Below are 19886 nucleotides of genomic sequence, written 5' to 3'. Positions count from 1 at the left end.
AAAAAATGAGACGTTTGTAAAAACGCCTCATTTTTTCTTGCCTTTTTTCGAATTACGATTTGCATATTTTGCAATATCTTCATTTTCGTACTCGACTGCAAATTCCGCATCCGGCAAGCTTTCTTTTGGAGTTTGATTGTTCTTTGCAGCTGCGTTACGACTCACCTTTCGTTTTACCATACGAAACACTCCTCAATCCTTTATATAAACCCAATGCTTACAGTACTAATATGGACATTGAAACTCCACTCTATAGATGGTAACTGTTAACAAGTTGCGAATATGTAATGTGAGGAAATGCTATAAAAAAGGAAGGCCTATACACCTTTCTACTTTAAAAACAAGGAGCGATGTACGTGAAGAAAAAGCAACCTATCGACTCTCCGATTCTTGATGAAACGATTCCGCATCAAATGAATTTTCCTTCGTTTAAAGGAACTGGCATCACAATGCAACAACCATTCATCAATGAATATGACGTGATTATTGGCGATAGCCAATATAATTCAGAAAATAGCCCCCTAAATCAATGGAGCGATGATATCGATCCTGCTATTATGTCCGGAGACCAATGGGTGCATCCAACGAATGATATCGGTTGGATTGCTGAAGAAAACCAAGAATTACTATCCAAAAATAATAATGATGCAGAAGATATTTTTATGCATCCACAGTTTGGTATTAATGATTAATACAAAAAAGCGATTCTATTTTATAAAATAGAATCGCTCTTCTTATCCAATAATAATCCGTTCTTTCGGATATTTGTATCGAGGTGGTCTCTCTCTTCCCCCAATTACCAATACGAACGTTAAAATACCAATCCGCCCGATAAACATAAGCACAATTAATACTAACTTTCCAATTGTTGTGAGTTCTGATGTAATTCCCGTCGATAAACCAGTCGTTCCAAATGCTGAACACACTTCTACCACAAGATTCATTAATGGAAATGGTTCCGTTATACATAAAATAAATATTGATACTGCACATAACAAAGCACCCATCAATGTAACAACAAATGATTTTATAATATCTTCTTCATGTAATTGTCTCCCAAATACACGTACACTTCTACCACCTTTTGCAAAGGTATACAATACGAGGATACTAACGGCAAATGTTGTTGTACGAATACCGCCGCCAACAGAACTTGGAGAAGCGCCAATAAACATTAATATACTCATAAAGAAAAGTGTCGGCGGTGAAAATTCTTGAATATCCATCGTTGCTAGGCCGCCACTTCTTGTTGTAACAGATTGAAACAATGTATAAAACAGCATTTCATCCCATGATTTCCCGTGCAAAAAATTCTTCCATTCTAACAAAAAAATAACGATCGTTCCAACAATGACTAGAGAAAAGAACGTTGTCGTTGTAAGTTTTGTAAATAACGAGAATCGAAATAATTCATATTTCTTTTTGCCAATATATTGCTTTATCTCCATTAACACAGGAAAACCAATTGCGCCTAAAATAATAAGAAACATATGAATAATTTGTACGATATAGTCTTCTTGATACGGTATAAGCGATTGTCCCGTCAAATCAAATCCACCATTCGTTGTGGCACTAATAGATGCAAAAAAACCATGAAAATACGCTTCCTTCCAACTAGGAAAGTAATGTAAAAATCTCGTTCCCAATAAAAGCGCACCAAGCACTTCAATCGAAACGATTAATATTAAAATAGAGCGCATTAAATGAACAAGTCCTGCTAAATTCCCTTGATTTTGATCTGCCATAATTAAGCGCCGCTGCTGCAAACCTATTTTCTTCCCTGTAATCATCCAAACAAACGTCCCAAGCGCCATAATGCCAAGTCCACCTAATTGTAAAACAAGTGCTAATATCACAATACCTGCTGTATTAAATGTATTCGGAATCGACACAGTAGATAAACCTGTTACACTTACTGCACTAACAGATATAAATAAAGCATCAATAAATGTCCACTTCACTCCTGGTTTTATAACAAATGGCATGCTTAATAATATAACAGACACAATCACAGCAATGCCATAAAATACAGCGATAAGCTGTACAGGCCTTAAACGTTGTAACCACTTTCTAATAGCTTTCACTCCATCACTTCTTTAACTTTTTTTGCGGCGAAATACTTTAAAATCCGAACTACTACCAATCATGAGCACATCACAATCATATCATTTTCCAATATTTCATAACAAGGTATAGGCACTCCTTTCCGCTCGTTGAAATCGTAAAATCTTTACTGTTTGTACATTAAGCGGTGACTACACAGACATGACCAACATACTCAGATAAGTGGATGTAACACCGTCCTAATGTAAAATTGCAAGCTCCCACTATCCCTCTTTTCCACAAAAAAAATCCAGCTAGTTTTCACTAACTGGATTACACTTTCACAGACGATATCAATCCGTCCGTATGAGCTTATTTTGAACGTTCCTCAAGCCAATTCCCAACTGTCGGATATGTTTGTTTTACTGCTGTTCCGCCGTATACAATTGACATATGACCCGTTGGAATACACACATACTGCTTATCAACACTAGAAATATGATCTAACAAAGCTTCCACTTGACATGGAAGGGCAATATGATCACGTTTCGCAGAAATATTTAATACATTTGCCTTAATATTTTCCAACTTCACCTGTTGGCCGCGAATCATAAGTTCACCTTTAACTAGTTTATTTTTTTGATAAAATTCCCGAATCCATTGACGATATGCTTCTCCTGGAAACGGAATCCCGTCTGCAACCCATTTTTGAACTAATCTCCAACTTTCTACAAACTGCTCATTTTCTGACCGATCAAGAAGCGCTACATACGGACCTACAAAATTCGAAATCGGCTTTAACATTTTATTTCCAAAGTCAATCATTTCGGGAGGTATATTGCCAAATGTCTCCACCGCTTTATCTAAGTTAAAATATTTTTCATCTAATAGCGGTCCATATAATCCTGTATCAGAGAAGTCAAATGGGCTCGTCATAAAAATTAAATTACGAATTGGCATGTGCGGGTGAAGTGCAGCGTAAATAGAAGTTAATGTTCCTCCCATGCAATAACCGAGTAAAGATATTTCTTCCGCCTTTGCTGTACGCAATACTTTTTTGACAGCTTTTGCAATATAATCGAGAACAAAATCATCAAATTTCAAATGACTATCCTCTAAACCAAACGTCCCCCAGTCTAGCATATACACATCAAAACCACGGTCCACTAAATATTCCACTAAACTATTCCCTGGCGTTAAATCCATAATATAAGGCTTATTAATAAGAGCATAAATTAACAAAATAGGAACAGAATGTGTCTTTTCTTTCTTCGGAATGTAACGATATAACTTCGTCTTATTTTTTGTCCAAATTACCTCTTTCGGCGTTAAGCCTACTTGCGGCTCTGGTTCACGAAGTAACACTTCACTTGCTCGTCTAAAACGTCGATATGCTTTTCGATATTCCTCTGGATACAACTCTAATTGCTTTTCCCATTCTGCTCTCAACGTTGTCATGTTCACAACTCCTTTATTTTTTTTAGAAAGAAAGAAGTGCATACCCATCATAGACATGCACTTCTTTGTTGTTAGATTACATATATAAACCGCCATTAATATTTAATTGCTGACCTGTAATGTACGCACCATCTCGGCAAAGGTATACAACACCTTTTGCAATTTCATCAGCTTGACCGAAACGTTTCTTTGGAATTTTCGCAACAATTTGTTCACGAACGTTTTCTGGAACTTCTGCTACCATCTCTGTATCAATAAAGCCTGGGCAAATCGCATTTACTGTTACATTTGTTCTTGCAAGTTCTAATGCTAAAGATTTTGTAAATCCAATCATACCAGCTTTTGCAGCTGAATAATTTGTCTGTCCAAATCCACCAGCTTGCCCAATAATAGAAGAGATACTAATAATTCGTCCCTCTTCAGCTTCCGTTATGTATGGAAGTACAGCACTTGTTGTATTAAATAAACTGCTTAAATTCACATCAATAACGCGCTCCCAATCTTCACGATTTAACTTTTTAAATGTACGATCTCTTGTAATTCCAGCATTATTAACTAAAATGTCTACTTTCCCAAAGTGCTGTACTGTTTCTTCAACAAGACGCTTTGCATCTTCTAACTTAGAAACATCTGCTTGACAAGCATATACATCATGTCCTTCTTTTGCGAGCTCATTCACAAGGTTCTCAGCAGCTTCTTTACTGCTATTGTAGTTAATTACTACCTTTGCACCTTCTGCTGCTAGTGCCATTGTAATTGCCTTTCCAATCCCTTTTGCTCCACCCGTTACAATTGCTACTTTTCCATGTAATTGAGCCATTTTTGCTCCCCCTTTGTTATAATTTGCGGTTACATGATGGATGGATTTCGCCTAGATGTACACCGCATAATGCATGTATACATTTATAAATAATATATCGCCCTAGAAAGAGGTTCTCCCTTCCGCTTTCTGAACAAATATATATTTAACGAAATTATTTTTTAGGATCTGGTTTCGCTTGTACAGCTGGCACTTGTAATTTTTCTAATATTGCATTCTGCCCCTCTAATAGCTCTAAAACTTTATCTAATTTATTTTCTAATGTTCGAATATCTTGTTTCACTTTTGTTACATCACGTTTTATTGTAGGTGATTGTCCAAGGGATTCTGTATTTTCCTCCAAAAACTCTTCAATATTGTCAACTTTGTTTTCTAAATTAATAACAAGAGAAGCAACTCGTGCAATATCTTCTTGCGTTGGAATATTCACTTTCTCTAAATACCCCTTTGTTGCATCGTTCATCATCTTTTGATAAAACAAGTTCAAATCTAAAACGCTTCCCATCCATGCAGAATACTCTTCTGTCTTGACTGTTTCATTAAGCGTTTTTCCCCAAAACTTTTCTGTCTGTTCGTAAACTTCCTTCCAAGCTTGTAGTGGATCGAGTTTTTGTTCAATCACTTCTCCTACACCCCTTTATTTAGTTATCACAACCAACAAAACAATTGAAATAATTCAATCTATTCATTATTTTCCAATATTCCGACAGAAAGTTCAAGAGTGTATTTATTTTTTCTATTTTCAAAAAATACATTGACAAAAAATACAGATAGGTGTAAATTGCACATATAAGAAAAAAATCCCAATTAACTGATTCATGAGGTGATGCACAATCATGCTACAAAATGAACCAGAAAAAAAAGAAAGTTTGGAAACGACCCAAACGAAACAACCAAACTCCATGCCAAAAAACTTCTTAGTTCCATTCCTACTTCTCTGTCTGAAAGACTGGAGTCTTCACGGTTACAAACTCATTCAAATGCTAATGGATATTGGCTTTTCTTCTATTGATCAAGGTAATGTATATAGGACTTTGCGAAAGTTAGAAAAAGAAAACCTCATATCTTCCACTTGGGATACCAGTGAAGGAGGTCCAGCAAAACGAATTTATTCTTTAACGGAATATGGAGAGGAATATTTAACTTCTTGCGCTACGTCATTTGAACAATATCAAAAGATGCTTCGTACATTTTTTAACCTGTACACAAATGCATTCTTCCCATTTTCCACGGTTTCCGTAAAGGATGAGAAATCTTCATCATCTTCTGGTGATACAGCAGATTAACCTGCGTTCACAATATGTAAAAATTTTATTTGGAGGTTAAGTCATGGAAACGAAACCACACGAACTTGTTGATGCATTTTGGAAAAATTGGTCACACTCTCTTTCCCTTTTCTCTTCAGCGGGAAAACAAATGGAACAACTTACATTAGAAACGTTGAAACATCAGCAGGAAGCTTTGCATAAATTAACAGAAAGTACGCAAGAAATCGAAAAAGAAATCCAGCAATTTTCAGCACAAGCGAACGCACAATATACTGAATATGTAAAACAATTTTCCGGAAATTCCTTCAATGAACAAATGGATGGATGGCAAGAAAAATGGAATGAACTTTCCAATCATATGCAGCAGCTAACTGTGTCTCCAACAAAAACATCTCTATCTTTACTTTCACAAACAAGCGAACAATTCGAAGAAGCAGTGAAACAACTAATTAGCCAACAACAACAACAACGTGAAGAGGTTCAAAAACAAATGGAAAGTTTTTTAGAAGAATTCAAATCCATGCAACTAGACCTCGTAAAAAAGTTCGAGGAAAACTCAAAAAATCTATTTACTTCCATGAAATAAGAAAGATGTGGCAACTGACTGCAAAAAATACGCTTTCCCTTCTTTCTCCCTTTGCATCTGGACCGCTCACATTTTTCAACATGGAAAAGAAGGAGGAAGAAATGAATCCTTTTCGAGAAGCAGAATCTGTTCAAGAGCTTTATTATGATGACATTCACATAGGTGATCAAGCTTCTTTAACAAAAACGATTACAAACGAAGATATTATTACGTTTGCAAAACTTACGGGTGATGTAAATCCAATTCATCTCCTTGATTCTTTTGCCAAAACAACAATGTTTAAAGAACGCATTGCTCATGGAATGCTCGTCTCTAGCTTTATTTCAACAATACTTGGAACAAAGCTTCCTGGAAAAAACACCATTTATTTATCACAAAATACGGCATTCCGTGCCCCCGTAAAGATTGGAGACACACTCCGTGTTGTCGCTGAAGTCATTGAAAAACGCGATGATAAAAGAATTATTACATTACAAACAAACATATATAATCAATACAATAAAGTTGTTGTTGAAGGTACAGCAACCATTATGAAAAAAGAGTAGCGCTGCTACTCTTTTTCATTTCATCCAAGAACTGTTAGTCTCCCCGATTACTTCCGCGTATGAGTAAAAATGAAACACATACAATAACATCATCAGCGTTATAAGCTGAAAATGAAAAAAAGGGGTATTATACTATGGCAAAAACAAATAAACTACTTGTTCCTGGTGCTGAACAAGCGCTAGAACAATTTAAGTATGAAATTGCACAAGAATTTGGCGTGAATCTAGGCTCTAACACAGCTGCTCGTTCAAACGGATCTGTCGGCGGTGAAGTAACAAAACGTCTCGTTTCCCTTGCACAGCAACAATTACGTGGATAATAAACAATGGATTTGAGGCAGATATTCTCTGCCTCTTTGCTACATAACAGAATAAGCACACTTTCTATGAGCGTTTCCCTTCGCTCGTAGAAAGTGTAAAAAAAAGAAATATTCACACAAAAATCTTTTAACAGGTTGACAAACTTTAGCATTACTTATACACTTATACGTAATAGCATATTTCCAAAGGGGAGTAGCGTCAGAGAAAATATTCTCTGAAACAAAGTCGTCATTACGTGGAACTGTGTTCCTCCGGCTTTGTTGGCATAGTTTATTACATATGTCTAGCAAGACCTTTGCCTATCAACGGCAGAGGTCTTTTTTGCATTCTTTTCTAAATTTCTCAGTCGTTGATAGAGCTTATTTGAGGAAAGCTAAACAATGGGGAATTTTCTTCTTTTGTTTAGCGCTTATACAAACGAGAGGAGAATGGAAATGGATTTATCTTTATTATTGGAGTATGGTTGGGTATTACTGATTCTAGTGGCTTTGGAAGGAATTTTAGCAGCGGATAACGCCCTTGTTCTTGCGATTATGGTAAAACATTTACCCGAGGAAAAACGTAAAAAAGCTTTATTTTACGGACTTGCAGGAGCATTTGTATTCCGCTTTGGATCATTGTTTATGATTTCATTTCTTGTCGACGTATGGCAAGTACAAGCAATTGGTGCCGTCTATTTACTCTTTATCGCCGGTAACCACCTTGTAAAAAAGAATGCAACTCATCAAGAAACTGAGAAAAAAGAAACTGAGAAAAAACAAGAAAACTTTTGGTGGACTGTTTTGAAAGTAGAAGTTGCTGATATCGCATTTGCTGTTGACTCTATTTTAGCAGCTGTTGCATTAGCAATGACATTACCGAAGACAAACCTTGGTACAATTGGCGAACTTGATATAGGACAGTTTGCTGTTATTTTTGCAGGCGGTATGATTGGATTAATTATTATGCGCTTTGCCGCATCCGCTTTCGTAAACTTACTGCAACGTAAACCTGGATTGGAAACTGCTGCATTCATGATTGTTGGTTGGGTTGGTGTGAAATTAGCAGTTTATACGTTAGCTCATCCTGCATTAGGCGTAATTCCACACGGATTCCCAGAATCAGCTACTTGGAAAATTATATTTTGGATTGTATTAATCGCAATTGGTGCAGGTGGTTGGTTCTTATCAAAAGAAACAAAGCTAAATGTACAACAAGATTCGAATCAATATAACGAAAAAGCGCTGTAATTTCAGCGCTTTTTCTTTTTTCTTCAAAAATAGGTGAGGTTTCTCAATTATTGAAAATGTATTACATTATACAACATTTTGTTAACGCTTTCATTAAAAATGATGTCCTTTTTGTGAAAAAATGAGCAAACTTATTGAAAGTAAGAACAAATACGTGTTACTTTATTCATATAAAGAATATTTATAAACGATTTATTGAAGGAGCGTAATGTTTTATGCTAGAACAAGGAGTAGATTACCTAGTACAGCTCGCAAAGAAAAAGAAAAAAATGTTAGATAACAATCCAATGCAATATTTCCTTCGGGCAGCGCTAGCTGGTGTCTATATGGGTTTTGTTATTGTACTATGTTCTAAATTAGGAAATTTCTTTCATGATGCACATTCACCGGCAACATATTTTGCATTCTCTTTCTTTTTTGGAATTGCACTTATTTTAATTATATTTGGCGGAGCTGAATTATTTACAGGAAATACAATGTATTTCACAGTTGCAACTTTACGTAAAGAAACAACTGTTATCGATACACTTCGCAACTGGGGTGCTTGTTATGCAGGAAACTTAGTAGGAGCAGTATTTTTCGCATTCCTATTTTATGCAACTGGTATTTATGAAACAATCAGTCACAATCACTTATTAAATGAAGTTGCTACAGCAAAGATGGGCGCTTCAACAATGCACATATTTTTCAAAGCTATTTTATGTAACTGGCTTGTTTGTCTTGCATGTTTCCTTCCATCTCAAGTAAAAGGAGATACAGCTAAACTCCTTATGATATTTTTAACTGTATTTACTTTCTTCATGTCAGGATATGAACATAGCATCGCAAATCTATCCATATTTTCAATTGCTTTACTTGTTCCACATCCTGATACAGTTTCTTTTGCAGGTGCAATTCATAACTTAATTCCAGCTACAATCGGTAACATAGTTGGCGGATCTGTATTTGTTGGTATGGTTTATCATTATTTGACTAAAACAAAAGGTGAAACAAAATCAAAAATCGAATCTGAACAAAAGGTTAGTTGAACCAATCTGGCTTTAACGGGATAGAGTGAAACTTTATCATCCCCTACACGTTGAAAGCAGGCATTCCAACTTTATTGGAATACCTGCTTTTTTAGTAACTTCCCACACATTTAATAATAATAGATGAAGAAATTTCTCCAGACTCTTTTCCTTTTTGTATCCGATCTAACATATAACGTTGTCCGATCGTATCATTCGTATGAAAATGAATTTCCTCCACATATAATCGTTCCTTACAAAATACATCTACGAAATACAGCCCATTTCTCTGACGAAATCCCATATTATAATCGAGTGATAACGTATGTACCTTATGATTTCGAATGAGCTCCAGCGCTTGTTCGACTGTCGTCGCTAGTGTAAAGCCAGCTGGGCACGGTCTTTGATCATCCATATATACATTCATCCTATCCCACCTCTACATACTATATGTACATATTGTACCAAGTGCAATAAAAGGCGCAAAGGGAAGTGGTTCTTTATATGTCATACGTCTAAGAACAATAAAAATGATAAGAAAACAAAGACCAAATAATGATGAGAAACAAAGTGACAACAGTATCGCTTTTGTTCCAACTACAAAACCAAGTAAAGTTAATAATTTTACATCCCCTCCTCCGATTCCTTTTGGATAAATAGCTTGAATGATATATAAAAGCATAAACATAACCATTGCTCCTACCAGTCCATCCCACCATAGCGATGGCTGTATAAAAAAACGTTCTATTAGAAATAGTCCTGCAAAAAAGAATAAAATTTGATTTGGAATTATCATATAAAGAAGATCTGTAATGGAAACAATGAAAAGTAGTGATAACAGCGTCCACGCGATAATAAGCTCCTCACTAAGACCAACAAAAACTGCTGCAAGAAGAAACAATAACCCTGCCATACCTTCAAATAAAGGATGAAAATATGAGATTTTTATATTACAGTGGGTGCACCGTCCTTTTTGGATACAAAATGATAAGATGGGGATCAACTCTTTTAGTTGTAATACATGAGAACAATGAGAACAATATGAGCGCGGTTTTATAATGGAATAACCGAGCGGGATACGATAAGCAACAACGTGATAGAAAGAGCCTAATATCAAACCAGTGAAAAACGCATATACATAAAATAGCATTTCATCCTCTCCTTTCGCGCCTAGTATAACAAGAAAAGGTAGCATGTTGTATTTTCAAAAATGTATCTTTCTCCATAAAAAAACAGGCCCTTATTAGGCCCGTTTTTCCATTTATACAACAAAATAAAATGCTTTTAATGGTCCATGTACACCAACGACAAGGTTCATTTCAATGTCAGCAGAGTTACTTGGCCCTGTAATAAAATTAATACAAGAAGCCACGGCTTCTCCATTTTCTACACGTGTATTCAAATCACGTACCGCTTGTGTAATACGCGGCACGATTGTTTCACGTGGAATAATGGCTACATAAATAGTTGGTAAAAAGTGTAAGGAGCGACCTCTTCCTTTATGACTTTGCACGACAATTGTACCTGATTCTGCTAATGTATAATCACTAAACGAAATTCCGATATTTGCTTTTTCCGCTAGTTTCATGTTTTCTTCTTTCTTCTCTGGATCCCAAACATGCACTTCTACGTTTTCACCTGGAAGTTCCGCTTCAAACAATTGCCCTAGTCCATACTCTTCAAAACGACCATCTTGAGATAACATAATTGGTCCGCCGCCGTTTTCAGTGACAACTTTCTTAATTGCAGCACTTAGTTCATTTCTATTTGTATCAATAACAGTCGTATGAATGTTGTTACATTGTTTCTTAAATACTTCTAATAATTCTTCTTGTGAGTAATCATGTAACGTTTCTAAATTTATATTGTTTTTCCATACCGGACGCTGTACCCCTTCAGTTTTACGTTCACGCCCAAGCTGTTTTGCGACATTTTCTAAAAATGAATCACGGTTTTGAATCGTTCCTGTCATTAGTTATTCCCGCCTTTCTTATGCTCTTTATACCAATCGCGGAATCTTTCTTTGCTTGGCGCTGGGAATTCGCGAATTTCCGTCCAATTTTTCAGCGGTCCCACACCTTTAGAAACACGATTACCAGATGTGAATGGGCTCATTGCAGCTGGCGCCATTTTCGATCCCATTTTGTATAAAGCAGCTGACGAAGCACCCATACTAAACATTTTCATTGCAAGCTTTTCTGCAAGCGGTGCACGTCCTTCTTTTTCCACGATTACTTGGCGGTGTTTTAATAACAAGTCATGTAATGGAATTTTGACTGGACAAGCTTCTGTACATGCTCCGCATAAACTAGATGCATATGGAAGTTCTTTATAATCATCATATCCACCTAAAAGCGGTGTTAATACCGCACCAATTGGTCCAGGATAAATAGATCCGTAAGAGTGACCGCCAACATGACGATACACAGGACATACATTGATACATGCCGCACAGCGAATACATTGCAATACTTGACGGAACTCAGAACCTAAAATTTCAGAACGACCATTATCTACAACAACTAAATGGAACTCTTCTGGCCCATCTACTTCGTCTTCTTGAATTGGTCCTGCTACTGTTACATAACTTGTTAGTTTTTGACCAACAGCACTACGACAAAGTAACCCGACAAGAACATCAAGCTCTTCCATCGTCGGAACCATACGTTCCATACCCATTACTGCAATTTGTGTTTTCGGAATAGACATAACAAGGTCTGCGTTCCCTTCATTTGTTACTAAACAAAGAGAACCTGTGTTAGCAACTGCAAAATTACATCCTGTTACTCCGATTTCTGCATCCATAAATTTTTCACGAAGAATTTTTCGAACAAATTTCGTCATCTCATATGGATCATCCGATTTTTCATATCCTAATTTTTCTTTAAATACATCACGAATTTGCGTTCTATTTTTATGAAGTGCTGGTGCAACAATATGAGATGGCGGATCATTGTCCACTTGCAAAATATACTCCCCTAAGTCACTCTCAACGACTTCACAACCGATTTCTTGAAGTACATGGTTCATACCAATCTCTTCTGTTACCATCGATTTTGATTTGACAACTTTTTTCGCTTGTTTCTTTTCAGCTACTTGTTTAATATACTCAGCTGCCTCTTCCTTCGTTTTCGCAAAGAAAACATGACCGCCTCGTTTTGATACATTTTCGCTCAATTGCATTAAATAATAATCTAAATTTTCTAGCGTATGCTGACGAATTTGTTCACCAAGATCACGCCACTCTTCCCAGTTACCTAGCTCTTCAGCTGCTTCTAAACGTTTTGTGTATAAACGCGTCTGTGCAGATGATACTGCCCCGCGCATAAACGAATCTTGAAGATTTTCACCAACACGATCATTAAATTTTTTATCACTTGTTTTCATAGACATAGCTTACTTCCCCCTTCATCAGCGGCTATTCAATACTTCAGCAATATGCATTACTTTCACATTTTTTCCTAAACGCTCGATACGTCCGCCAATGTTTAACAAACACCCACAATCTGCACCAATTAAATAATCAGCACCTGTTTCTATGACACTATCAACTTTTTCATCTACCATCTGTTCAGAAATTGGTGTCATTTTCACCGAGAATGTTCCTCCAAAACCACAACAATTTTGTACATTTGGCAGCTCTCTCACTTCTAAGCCCTTCACATTTGATAATAAAATACCTGGAGCTTCTTTTACTCCTAGTAAACGTGTCATGTGACAAGATTTATGTACCGTTGCTACGCCATCCAAACGAGCTCCAACGTCAGTAACTTTTAACACATCAACAATAAATTGTGTCAATTCATATGTTTTTCCAGCCACTTTTTGCGCACGTGGTCCCCATTCTGGATCATCTTTAAATACATGTGGATACTCGTGAAACATTGTCGCACAAGAACCGGAAGGTGTAACGATATACTCAGCATTTTCAAATGTGCTAATCATATGCTTCATTGCTTCTTTTGCCGCTTCTACATGGCCGCTATTGTAAGCAGGCTGCCCACAACAAACTTGTGCTTCCGGAAATTCAATTTCACAACCTAATCGCTCTAAAATTTCAACCGTCGCTTTGCCGACATTTGTTTCAAACATATCGACTAAGCATGTAACAAATAATGTAACTTTCATATTATAGCTCCCCCTCATTTCAACTCAGCCAATATTCATATGGTCATCAGATGACTTGCTGAAAAAGAAAGAAACGAGACATCAACTGCTCATATTCATTCTTTCTTTAGAAAACGCTTACTTATACTTTCTCTACTTTATCAAAAAATAAAATTTCAAAAGCATAAACTTACGAATTTGTTTCTTCAATACCTGCGACCATACGCTCTACATTCGTTAGGTGATTTTGCATCGCTTGCTGCGCTGCTGCAACATCATTTTCTAACACTGCTTCATACACTTTCCGATGCTCTTCTAGAAGTCGTTCTGCTGTTGTTTGTTCACCATATAAAATAATTCGTCTTGTTTCACCGATTGCTTCAGCAATCATTTCAGAGACATGGTTCATTAATTCTAACAAAATATTGTTATGTGAAGCTTCTGCAATTGCCATATGGAAATGAAAATCTGCTTTTTCACCAGCTTGTTCATCTCCCATCCCCTTTTTCATCTCATTTAACCAATGCCGCATATTGTGTAAGTTTTCTTCTGTACGTTTTAATGCTGCTGCACCAACTGCTCCTACTTCAAGCACCTTTCGTACTTCAAATAAATTCACAATATCTTCTTGTTTCATTAGCAAAGTTGTATTTAATGACGATGTTAAAGAAGAGGCATTAAAGTTCTTCACATACGTACCTTCACCTTGTTTCATCTCAATTAAGCCCATTGCTCGCAATGCGCTTAACGCTTCGCGCACAGCAGATCTGCCAACTTGAAACTGCCCTGCCAATTGATGAACAGGAAGAAGTTTGTCACCAGGCTTTAATGTACCATTTTTAATCATTGCTAAAATGGCTTCCGATACTTCTTCGTAAATTTTTTTTGGCTTAATAGATTTGTATTCCAGTTGTATCACCCCAGTATCATCCAAACAACAATGACAACAATTTATCCCGCGCTAACGGGTAATAAAACTCTCACCTCAAGATTCTGAGAAGTGAAAAGAGATAACTACTGCACGTTTCACTTTATACAGAAAATAGCATCCATATCTATTTTAGAACTAAACGGGCAGAAGTACAAACATTTTGTTCATAAAATAGACAAATTTTTATCCCGATACTTGTAGAAAGGAAAATCCCTATCTTTTCATCATGAAGAGATAACTGGTAAATGAATCAAAATTGTCGTTCCTTTTCCTTCTTCACTTTCAATTTGCCACGTTCCATCGTGAATGTGCACAATTTGTCTTACAATCGCAAGCCCTAGTCCCGTTCCACCATTATGACGGCTTCTCGCTTTATCCACTCGGTAAAAGCGTTCTCCTAACTTTTCGAGATGTTCGGCGCCAATACCAATCCCGGTATCTTTAATTTGTAATTTACATTGCCCTGCTTGCTGCTCCAATTGGACATATATAGCACCATCCTCACCTGTGTAACGAATCGCATTATCTATTATGTTATGAAGCACTTGTTGCATTCTATCTTCATCAATATTGACAATTACATCTGGATCAAGAATTGTATGCAGTTTAATTTGTTTTTCTGTCACTTGTAATTCGTATGTCTCTACTACATCTTCAATTAACTGTGCAAATACAATAGGCTGCTTCTTAAGAGGAAAACGTTCTCCTTCAAGCTGCGCTAAATCTAATAAATCATGAACAAGACGTTGCATGCGACCTGCTTCTTTATGAACAAGCCCGGTAAATTTTAACTGTTGCTCGCCTTTTGCTACACCGTCAATAATTGCTTCGCTATATCCTTTAATATAACTAAGAGGGGTTCGCAGTTCATGTGACACATTTGCTAAAAATTCTTTTCGCTGCACATCCTCTTCTTCAAGTGCACTTGCCATCTTATTAAATGCTTTACCAAGCCGACCAATTTCATCTTCTGATGAAATTGTAATTCGTTGTGAAAAATCTCCTTTGGCCATATGATTCGCAACGCGCTCCATTTGTGAAAGTGGCTTTGTAATTGCAATAATAATCTTTCTTCCAATCCATACAGTTAACACAATCATTACAAGAGCAAGAGGAGCTAAAATGAGTCCCATTTCATAAATTAAATCTTTAATGCTCTTTAAAGGAATATAAGAATATACAATACCGACCAATTTTTTATTGTCTAGTACAGGCATAACAATCCCCATGATGTTACGCTGAAAATGTTCTTCATATCCCATTTTTGTAATCGTCTTTCCTTCTAACAATGCTTGCCGGTCATCCTCACTAATAATTGAATTATAATGAACATCAAATGGAAGACACGCACTTAAATCGCGTGGATTATTCACAAACAATACATCGGCACTAGCAATTTTATCGAATGATTTTACCCTTTCCTCAAATACATCTATAGGTTCATCTGCTCTATATTGCGCAACAAGACGATTTCCCTCTGTTTTTAATGTCTCTTCAATATTTTGGACATATAATTTTTCATACGAATATAATGAAACAAAATATAAAAATGAAACTGTTATACAAACTGCGCACGCAACTGTAAGCCATAATTTTTGTACCATCGTAAACATCTTACACCTCAAATTTATAGCCTACGCCCCAAACAGTTTGAATACAATTCCCATGTTCTCCAAACTTTAAGCGCATTGTTTTCACATGCGTATCAACTGTTCGAGTGCTGCCGGCGTAATCATATCCCCAAACTTTTTCAAGCAACTGCTCCCGGCTAAATACTTGACCGTTATGTTGACAAAGAAAATAAAGTAAATCAAATTCCTTCACAGTTAATGAAATACCTTCCCCATCTATTTCAACACGACGACTTTTCTCATTAATAACAACTGGTCCAAATTCTATTTCCTCTTGTTCTTCATATTTCGTATATCTCCTTAATACTGCTTCCATACGTGCAATCAATTCTCCTGGACTAAATGGTTTAACAATATAATCATCTGCCCCTGTACGCAATCCATTTACGCGATTCCATTCCTCTCCTTTTGCTGTCAAAAAGATAATCGGAATATCGGATGTTTTTCGAATTTCTTTACAAACCGCAATCCCATCCATTTCTGGCATCATGATATCCAAAATAACAAAATCAAAGCTTTCCATTTCAAGCATGTGCAGCGCCTGTTTTCCGTTTTCAGCTTCTTTCCACTCATAACCAAAGTTGTCCAAATACATACCGACAAGTTGCCTCATATCACTTTCATCATCAACAAGTAATACTTTATACTTACTCATTTCTTCTCCCCTACTCTTTGTGTAAATTGAAATGGCCCTTTACCAACTGAAATCGTCTGTTTTACTTTCATTTCATTTAAATCTAAAACATACACTTCATCGCTATCATAGCTCGCAACATATCCTTCACTACCAATTTGCCAAAACGCAAATGGATTCGATCCTACTTCAAGAGAACCTACTTCTTTATACGTTTTTCCATCAAATTTTCTCAGCGTGTTAGATCCGTGACTAAGTACATAAATAAATTGTTGATCTGTAGACAGACTGACCGGCATAAATGGTGCATGTAACGATTGAAGCATTTGTCCATCTTGTACAGAATACACGAGTACTTTTTCATTTACTTGTTTACCATCACCATGCCCGCCAATAAATATGTTCTTTCCATCTCCGCTAAGAAAGGCACCTGTTGAAGCTGGTGGAATCATAAAAGAGGTTACAACCTTCTTTTGTTTCACATCAATACTAGACAATTTCGTATCATAAAAATTGAGAACATACAACATGTCATGATGTTGCACCATCGTCAGCGGACCCTTTCCAACCGAAATGCTCTCTGTTTCTTTTCCCTTGGTTGTAAACACACGAATTTTTTGCTGATTTTGATCCGCAACGAACAGTTCTTTTCCATTTTCAGATAATAAGATATTTGCTATCCCTTTTCCTGTATTCCATTTTTCAATCTGCTTTCCATCTTTCAAAGAATATACATATATATACTCAAGCTGTTTCCCATACACAAGTAAGCGATTCCTGTCTGGTAACAACGTTGTTCCCGTAATAGTTTCATTTAAGTGCCACGTTGTAATTGTTTTTTTCGTATCAGTATCAATAAAACTAATACTTCCTTCTTTTATATTTGTCGTTATAAGAAGAGGTTTTTTCGGATCAATAGATTGATATACTCCTCCCTTGCACCCTGTAAGTAATAATATAATACAAAGTGAAATAAGCCACTTTTTCAAAAGATTACCTCCATTATGGACAGTTTCGTTATACTTGTAAAATAGCAAATAATTGTGAGGAAAGTGTGAAATCTTTTTTATTACTATATAATATATAAATCCAAATTAAAAACCTGACATAAACCCCTTTTCTTTTTAGATGGGCGAGAGCGTCTGGCCATGCGTAGAAGCGATCAGGGCCTTTTTCTGCCACGTGCGAAGTTCAAACAAAGAGAGAAAAAAGTAGCAGGTTATTTTTTGTTCAGCATGGCGGCGACTTGTATGTTGGAAAGTCAAGTTACATTTATATATAAATGTAACTTGAAAAACGGAAATAAAAAACCCTTTTTTTAGGGGAGGCGAGAGCATCTGGCTATGCATAGTAGCGGTCAGGGCCTTTTTCTGCCACGTGCATAGATTAAAACAAAAATAGAAAGTAAGAGGAGGTCATGTTTTGCTTAGCATAACAATAACTTCTATGTTGAAAATTCAAAATGTATTTATATAGTAGATGTTAAAAGTATGGGATTTCTGTATATGAAACTTTGTATTGAACGTGAAGTTATTTTACAGGGGCAAATTATACATGTATTACATGAAACGGCACAACAAAAAAGAAGAATTCCTTGCCTTAATGAAATTCCTCTTACTATGAAAAACGGGCGTACCTTTCTCTATTAAAGGTACGCCCGTCTTTTTTATGGTCTACAACATTAAAAATATGTTACTGTATAATAAAAAAGAACGACAAAAAGATTACAATTATGTAAAAAACAATCCATAATATTCCTCATTAATCCCCTATAAATGCTGATGTTATCCCTTTTCTCTTCCTCTTCACCGGGAATTATATCCAATTTTTCTTTTGTTTCTCCTCAGAAAAAAATACTGTCTATTCCTTATATCATCTAGTATTGCGGCATTTGTTCTTCCTCTAAAATCTAGGATAAAAAAGGAAATCTTGTAACCTATGAATTTTTTTCCAACTTTTTTTCATTAAAATCTGTGCTACGATGATTTTGTCAGTCAGACAGGCCGACAAAAATAAATTCTATGTAATAACAGTTTCATAAACTTTATACATAAGCAGGGGGACAATTTAACAATGAAAAAACGTGTTTTACTATCCGTAGCAGCAGCAACTGCTCTTACATTTGGACTAGGAACAAATGGTGCGAAAGCAGAAACAATGCAACCATCAACAATGAAAGTTCAAAATATTTCGCATTCTCCGTTATTTATGCAATATATGAATCAACAAGACTTTCAATCTTTCTTAACATCTCTTTTAAATTCATATACAAAATGGAATGTAGGTGCTTTCCAACCAGGTAACTGTGTAAATTCTGGACAACCAACTTACACAACAATTACAACTCCTTGGGGAAATATTGTAGTTGCAAATCCAGTTAACAACAATGAAACAACGAAACCAGAAGAAACACCAGCTGATAACAACCAGGCAGCTAAGCCAGAAGAGAAACCAGCTGACAACAACCAAGTAACTAAGCCAGCTGATAAGCCTGTTGATAACAACCAAGCAACTAAGCCAGCTGATAAGCCTGCTAATAAACCAGCTGACAACAATCAAGCAACTAAGCCAGCTGATAAACCAGCTAATAAACCGGCTGATAAACCGGCTGATAATAACCAAACTACTAAGCCAGCCGATAAGCCTGCTGAAGAGTCAAAAGGTTCATTAAGCGCATTTGAACAAAAAGTTGTTGATTTAACGAATGCTGAACGTACAAAACAAGGTTTACCAGCATTAAAAGTAGACGCTGAGTTAAGCAAAGTAGCACGTATTAAATCTGAAGATATGCAAAAGAATCATTATTTCGATCACACTAGCCCAACATACGGTTCTCCGTTTGATATGATGAAACAGTTTGGCATTTCATATAAATCTGCTGGTGAAAATATTGCACAAGGACAACGTACTCCTGAAGAAGTTGTACAAGCTTGGATGAATAGTGCAGGTCACCGTGCAAATATTTTAAATAGTGGATACACACATATCGGTGTTGGTTACGTAGAAAGCGGAAACTACTGGACACAAGAATTTATTTCGAAGTAAAACTTTAATCAATGGGGTTCTCCCCATTGATTATTTTAATTGAAAAACCTACATAAAAACCCCTTTTTTAGATGGGCAAGAGCATCTGGCCATGCATAGAAGTAAAATGTACCCTATAGAGTAGACACTAAAAAAAGTCTCTCTCTGTATGGTACATTTTTGTATAATTAAGAAATACAAAACTTGAGAATACAACATGGAGACGGAGAACGAATGAGCAAAAAGATTTTTACAGAAAAAGAAATGCAGTTACTATCATCT

At 36.2% G+C, this 19886-nt stretch carries 22 protein-coding genes; 8 read left to right on the top strand and 14 right to left on the bottom strand.

Annotated features, from left to right (window positions below; translation table 11 throughout):
* Nucleotides 1–27: 27 nt before the first annotated feature.
* A complete protein-coding gene (locus MR076_RS24305) occupies nt 28–180 on the bottom strand; it encodes a hypothetical protein (protein ID WP_242224989.1) in 153 nt (50 codons plus the stop codon).
* A 176-nt stretch (nt 181–356) separates the two neighbouring features.
* Here MR076_RS24305 and MR076_RS24300 point away from each other — a divergent pair, with 176 nt between their 5' ends.
* Nucleotides 357–692 carry a DUF3905 domain-containing protein gene (locus MR076_RS24300; RefSeq protein ID WP_242224987.1) on the top strand — a complete coding sequence of 112 codons (336 nt, stop codon included), beginning with the start codon at nt 357–359 and terminating at the stop codon, nt 690–692.
* A 42-nt stretch (nt 693–734) separates the two neighbouring features.
* On the opposite strand, the gene MR076_RS24295 is transcribed toward MR076_RS24300, so the two are convergent.
* The 4 genes from MR076_RS24295 to phaR all read right to left on the bottom strand — a co-directional run bounded on the left by MR076_RS24295 (nt 735) and on the right by phaR (nt 4943).
* Entirely contained in the window at nt 735–2084 is a 1350-nt protein-coding gene (locus tag MR076_RS24295) for a TrkH family potassium uptake protein (RefSeq protein ID WP_242224986.1), read from the bottom strand.
* Nucleotides 2085–2415: 331 nt separating this feature from the next.
* On the bottom strand, nt 2416–3501 hold the full coding sequence (phaC, locus tag MR076_RS24290) for a class III poly(R)-hydroxyalkanoic acid synthase subunit PhaC (RefSeq protein ID WP_242224984.1): 1086 nt from the start codon (nt 3499–3501) through the stop codon (nt 2416–2418).
* Between the two features lie 76 nt (nt 3502–3577).
* Nucleotides 3578–4321 (bottom strand): acetoacetyl-CoA reductase, encoded by a 744-nt coding sequence (locus MR076_RS24285; RefSeq protein WP_242224982.1) that lies wholly within the window; start codon nt 4319–4321, stop codon nt 3578–3580.
* A 154-nt stretch (nt 4322–4475) separates the two neighbouring features.
* Entirely contained in the window at nt 4476–4943 is a 468-nt protein-coding gene (gene phaR, locus MR076_RS24280; protein ID WP_242224980.1) for a polyhydroxyalkanoic acid synthase subunit PhaR, read from the bottom strand.
* A 214-nt stretch (nt 4944–5157) separates the two neighbouring features.
* Between phaR and phaQ the strand changes: the two genes are divergently transcribed.
* From phaQ to MR076_RS24250, 6 genes are all read left to right on the top strand, one after another.
* Nucleotides 5158–5607 (top strand): poly-beta-hydroxybutyrate-responsive repressor, encoded by a 450-nt coding sequence (gene phaQ / locus MR076_RS24275; protein WP_242224978.1) that lies wholly within the window; start codon nt 5158–5160, stop codon nt 5605–5607.
* A gap of 43 nt (nt 5608–5650) precedes the next feature.
* Entirely contained in the window at nt 5651–6175 is a 525-nt protein-coding gene (phaP, locus tag MR076_RS24270; protein WP_242224976.1) for a polyhydroxyalkanoic acid inclusion protein PhaP, read from the top strand.
* Nucleotides 6176–6276: 101 nt separating this feature from the next.
* Entirely contained in the window at nt 6277–6720 is a 444-nt protein-coding gene (locus tag MR076_RS24265) for a MaoC family dehydratase (RefSeq protein WP_242224975.1), read from the top strand.
* 134 nt (nt 6721–6854) lie between these two features.
* The gene (locus tag MR076_RS24260) at nt 6855–7040 is read left to right on the top strand and encodes an alpha/beta-type small acid-soluble spore protein (RefSeq protein ID WP_090915256.1); all 186 of its coding nucleotides are present in this window, start codon (nt 6855–6857) and stop codon (nt 7038–7040) included.
* A 435-nt stretch (nt 7041–7475) separates the two neighbouring features.
* The gene (locus MR076_RS24255; RefSeq protein WP_242224973.1) at nt 7476–8270 is read left to right on the top strand and encodes a TerC family protein; all 795 of its coding nucleotides are present in this window, start codon (nt 7476–7478) and stop codon (nt 8268–8270) included.
* Between the two features lie 215 nt (nt 8271–8485).
* Nucleotides 8486–9298, top strand: coding sequence for a formate/nitrite transporter family protein (locus MR076_RS24250; protein WP_242224971.1), 813 nt, complete (start codon nt 8486–8488; stop codon nt 9296–9298).
* A gap of 91 nt (nt 9299–9389) precedes the next feature.
* On the opposite strand, the gene MR076_RS24245 is transcribed toward MR076_RS24250, so the two are convergent.
* From MR076_RS24245 to MR076_RS24205, 9 genes are all read right to left on the bottom strand, one after another.
* The gene (locus MR076_RS24245) at nt 9390–9704 is read right to left on the bottom strand and encodes a cyclic-phosphate processing receiver domain-containing protein (protein WP_242224969.1); all 315 of its coding nucleotides are present in this window, start codon (nt 9702–9704) and stop codon (nt 9390–9392) included.
* A gap of 12 nt (nt 9705–9716) precedes the next feature.
* Nucleotides 9717–10427: a prepilin peptidase gene (locus tag MR076_RS24240; RefSeq protein ID WP_242224966.1), complete on the bottom strand. Its 711-nt coding sequence runs from the start codon at nt 10425–10427 to the stop codon at nt 9717–9719.
* Nucleotides 10428–10538: 111 nt separating this feature from the next.
* The gene (locus tag MR076_RS24235; RefSeq protein ID WP_242224965.1) at nt 10539–11249 is read right to left on the bottom strand and encodes a LutC/YkgG family protein; all 711 of its coding nucleotides are present in this window, start codon (nt 11247–11249) and stop codon (nt 10539–10541) included.
* Nucleotides 11249–12670, bottom strand: coding sequence for a LutB/LldF family L-lactate oxidation iron-sulfur protein (locus MR076_RS24230; RefSeq protein WP_242224963.1), 1422 nt, complete (start codon nt 12668–12670; stop codon nt 11249–11251). The genes MR076_RS24235 and MR076_RS24230 overlap by 1 nt, the downstream gene beginning before the upstream one ends.
* Nucleotides 12671–12688: 18 nt before the next feature.
* The gene (locus tag MR076_RS24225; RefSeq protein ID WP_242224960.1) at nt 12689–13405 is read right to left on the bottom strand and encodes a (Fe-S)-binding protein; all 717 of its coding nucleotides are present in this window, start codon (nt 13403–13405) and stop codon (nt 12689–12691) included.
* Between the two features lie 169 nt (nt 13406–13574).
* Nucleotides 13575–14264: a FadR/GntR family transcriptional regulator gene (locus MR076_RS24220; RefSeq protein ID WP_313897365.1), complete on the bottom strand. Its 690-nt coding sequence runs from the start codon at nt 14262–14264 to the stop codon at nt 13575–13577.
* 275 nt (nt 14265–14539) lie between these two features.
* On the bottom strand, nt 14540–15928 hold the full coding sequence (locus MR076_RS24215; RefSeq protein WP_242224958.1) for a sensor histidine kinase: 1389 nt from the start codon (nt 15926–15928) through the stop codon (nt 14540–14542).
* Between the two features lies 1 nt (nt 15929).
* Nucleotides 15930–16601, bottom strand: a complete 672-nt coding sequence (locus MR076_RS24210) for a response regulator transcription factor (RefSeq protein ID WP_242224955.1) — start codon at nt 16599–16601, stop codon at nt 15930–15932.
* Nucleotides 16598–17569 carry a YncE family protein gene (locus MR076_RS24205; RefSeq protein WP_242224953.1) on the bottom strand — a complete coding sequence of 324 codons (972 nt, stop codon included), beginning with the start codon at nt 17567–17569 and terminating at the stop codon, nt 16598–16600. The genes MR076_RS24210 and MR076_RS24205 overlap by 4 nt, the downstream gene beginning before the upstream one ends.
* A gap of 1084 nt (nt 17570–18653) precedes the next feature.
* Between MR076_RS24205 and MR076_RS24200 the strand changes: the two genes are divergently transcribed.
* Entirely contained in the window at nt 18654–19625 is a 972-nt protein-coding gene (locus tag MR076_RS24200; protein ID WP_242224951.1) for a CAP domain-containing protein, read from the top strand.
* Nucleotides 19626–19886: the final 261 nt, after the last annotated feature.

Origin of the sequence: Bacillus cereus group sp. BfR-BA-01380 (assembly GCF_022663535.1) — a bacterium.
GTDB classification, from domain to species: Bacteria; Bacillota; Bacilli; order Bacillales; family Bacillaceae_G; genus Bacillus_A; species Bacillus_A cereus_BB.
Note: the sequence above shows the minus strand (reverse complement) of the source record. Positions and strands in the feature narration are given on the sequence as shown.

What these genes read in the sequence shown, in the direction of transcription:
- MR076_RS24305 (WP_242224989.1), bottom strand. Translation starts at nt 180, where the DNA reads ATGGTAAAACGAAAGGTGAGTCGTAACGCAGCTGCAAAGAACAATCAA.
- phaC (WP_242224984.1), bottom strand. Translation starts at nt 3,501, where the DNA reads ATGACAACGTTGAGAGCAGAATGGGAAAAGCAATTAGAGTTGTATCCA.
- MR076_RS24285 (WP_242224982.1), bottom strand. Translation starts at nt 4,321, where the DNA reads ATGGCTCAATTACATGGAAAAGTAGCAATTGTAACGGGTGGAGCAAAA.
- phaQ (WP_242224978.1), top strand. Translation starts at nt 5,158, where the DNA reads ATGCTACAAAATGAACCAGAAAAAAAAGAAAGTTTGGAAACGACCCAA.
- phaP (WP_242224976.1), top strand. Translation starts at nt 5,651, where the DNA reads ATGGAAACGAAACCACACGAACTTGTTGATGCATTTTGGAAAAATTGG.
- MR076_RS24265 (WP_242224975.1), top strand. Translation starts at nt 6,277, where the DNA reads ATGAATCCTTTTCGAGAAGCAGAATCTGTTCAAGAGCTTTATTATGAT.
- MR076_RS24260 (WP_090915256.1), top strand. Translation starts at nt 6,855, where the DNA reads ATGGCAAAAACAAATAAACTACTTGTTCCTGGTGCTGAACAAGCGCTA.
- MR076_RS24255 (WP_242224973.1), top strand. Translation starts at nt 7,476, where the DNA reads ATGGATTTATCTTTATTATTGGAGTATGGTTGGGTATTACTGATTCTA.
- MR076_RS24250 (WP_242224971.1), top strand. Translation starts at nt 8,486, where the DNA reads ATGCTAGAACAAGGAGTAGATTACCTAGTACAGCTCGCAAAGAAAAAG.
- MR076_RS24245 (WP_242224969.1), bottom strand. Translation starts at nt 9,704, where the DNA reads ATGAATGTATATATGGATGATCAAAGACCGTGCCCAGCTGGCTTTACA.
- MR076_RS24240 (WP_242224966.1), bottom strand. Translation starts at nt 10,427, where the DNA reads ATGCTATTTTATGTATATGCGTTTTTCACTGGTTTGATATTAGGCTCT.
- MR076_RS24235 (WP_242224965.1), bottom strand. Translation starts at nt 11,249, where the DNA reads ATGACAGGAACGATTCAAAACCGTGATTCATTTTTAGAAAATGTCGCA.
- MR076_RS24230 (WP_242224963.1), bottom strand. Translation starts at nt 12,670, where the DNA reads ATGTCTATGAAAACAAGTGATAAAAAATTTAATGATCGTGTTGGTGAA.
- MR076_RS24225 (WP_242224960.1), bottom strand. Translation starts at nt 13,405, where the DNA reads ATGAAAGTTACATTATTTGTTACATGCTTAGTCGATATGTTTGAAACA.
- MR076_RS24215 (WP_242224958.1), bottom strand. Translation starts at nt 15,928, where the DNA reads ATGTTTACGATGGTACAAAAATTATGGCTTACAGTTGCGTGCGCAGTT.
- MR076_RS24210 (WP_242224955.1), bottom strand. Translation starts at nt 16,601, where the DNA reads ATGAGTAAGTATAAAGTATTACTTGTTGATGATGAAAGTGATATGAGG.
- MR076_RS24200 (WP_242224951.1), top strand. Translation starts at nt 18,654, where the DNA reads ATGAAAAAACGTGTTTTACTATCCGTAGCAGCAGCAACTGCTCTTACA.